This is a genomic window from Streptomyces ossamyceticus, assembly GCF_001418475.1.
GTDB lineage: Bacteria > Actinomycetota > Actinomycetes > Streptomycetales > Streptomycetaceae > Streptomyces > Streptomyces ossamyceticus.
On the sequence record NZ_LIQX01000471.1, the window covers coordinates 1 to 1,624 of the forward strand.

General features: G+C 70.1%; 1 protein-coding gene and 1 pseudogene. Both read right to left on the reverse strand.

From position 1 onward, the window contains the following. Window positions 1–223 (reverse strand): annotated as a pseudogene (locus tag AOK15_RS46210) (tRNA lysidine(34) synthetase TilS); the annotation flags it as partial. Window positions 224–414: 191 nt separating this feature from the next. After that, a complete protein-coding gene (locus AOK15_RS29780; protein WP_055521438.1) occupies window positions 415–1,539 on the reverse strand; it encodes a zinc-dependent metalloprotease in 1,125 nt (374 codons plus the stop codon). Window positions 1,540–1,624 lie beyond the last annotated feature (85 nt).

A 1,624-nucleotide genomic window follows, 5' to 3' on the forward strand; every position in this document is an offset into this window, starting at 1 on the left:
CCGCGGCACACCAGGCGTGGGACGGCGTCGGGCCGGGCACGGCCTCGGGGGGTGTGGCCGTGAGGGGAGTGAACGCCGGTGGTGCGCCGGTGAGGGGTGGCGCGCCCGGGGTCGTGCGGGCGGGCGCGCGACGGGTGGTGTTCGTGTTGTGTTCGGTGAGGATGTCGTGGAGTACGCGGCGCACCGCCAGGCGTATCGCCGCGACCGCGGGGTGGGGACCCATGTCCGGTTCCCTTCACGAAATTGTCGGGGGGTGAGCCCGAGGTCGGTCACTCAGAGTGTGTAGATGGTGACAGAACCGGGCCGTTCCCCGAGCATTGCACGCCTACCCATCGCTCACGGTCCCTCGGACGGGTGATTGGAGGGGCGTTCCCCTGCCGTCGGCCGGATTCGTTCACCACGCTCGCGTGCGGCTCACGACTCCGCCTTGCGGTGCACCCGTGCGACCCAGTCCGCGGGTTTGGCGATCTCCGCCTTGGTCGGCAGGGTGTTCGGCGAAGTCCACACCCGGTTGAAGCCGTCCATGCCCACCTGTTCGACGACTGCGCGCACGAACCGTTCGCCGTCCCGGTACTGCCTCAGTTTGGCGTCCAGACCGAGCAGCTTGCGCAGGGCGAGGTCCAGTCGTGAGGCGCCCTTCGCGCGGCGCTGCTGGAACTTCTCGCGGATCTCGGAGACCGACGGGACGACCGCGGGACCCACTCCGTCCATCACGAAGTCGGCGTGTCCCTCCAGGAGGGACATGACGGCGGTGAGGCGGCCGAGGATCTCGCGCTGGGCGGGGGTCTGCACCAGTTCCACGATCGAGTGACCGTCGTCGCCGACCTCTCCTTCGGGACGGCCACCCGCGAGTGACTGGGCGGCCTCCCGGATGCGCTCCAGGACCGTCATGGGGTCGACCTCGGTCTCCTGCAAGAAAGACTGGATTTCGCCCTCGAGGTGGTCACGCAGCCAGGGGACGGCCGTGAACTGGGTCCGATGGGTCTCCTCGTGAAGGCAGACCCAGAGGCGGAAGTCGTGGGGCTGGACGTCGAGTTCACGCTCGACGTGCACGATGTTCGGGGCGACCAGCAGGAGCCGGCCACCGCCGTTCTCACCGGCGGGGAGTTCGCGGGACGCCGGGGCGAAGGTCTCGTACTGGCCGAGGACCCGGGAGGCCAGGAACGACAGCAGCATGCCGAGTTCGACGCCGGTGACCTTGCCGCCGACGGCGCCCAGTACGGCCCCGCCGGGGCTGCCGGCGCGACGTTCCTGCATCTTCTCCAGCAGCGGTTTGAGCAGTTCCCGGAACCCGGCGACGTTCGCCCGGACCCAGCCCGGGCGGTCGACGACGAGGACGGGTGTGTCGTCGGCCTCGTCGGGGAGCATCCGCGTGAACGCGCGGACGTGCTCCTCCGACGCCTTCGCGTGTCGGCGCAGCTCGGCGACGATGGCACGTGCCTCGTCGCGGCTCACGTCGGGGCCCGGCCGTACGAGCCGGGTCGCGGTCGCCACCGCGAGATTCCAGTCGACCATCTCGGCACCACCGATGCGCGTCATGTTGTCAACCGTACGGGAGCGCTGCCGCTGGGGGCAGGTCGCGCCAAGGGTGGGGGGTGGTGCCAGTAGTTCAGCGACTGCGGGT

Coding starts and splice junctions, on each gene's coding strand:
- AOK15_RS29780 (WP_055521438.1), bottom strand. CDS start 1,539: ATGACGCGCATCGGTGGTGCCGAGATGGTCGACTGGAATCTCGCGGTG.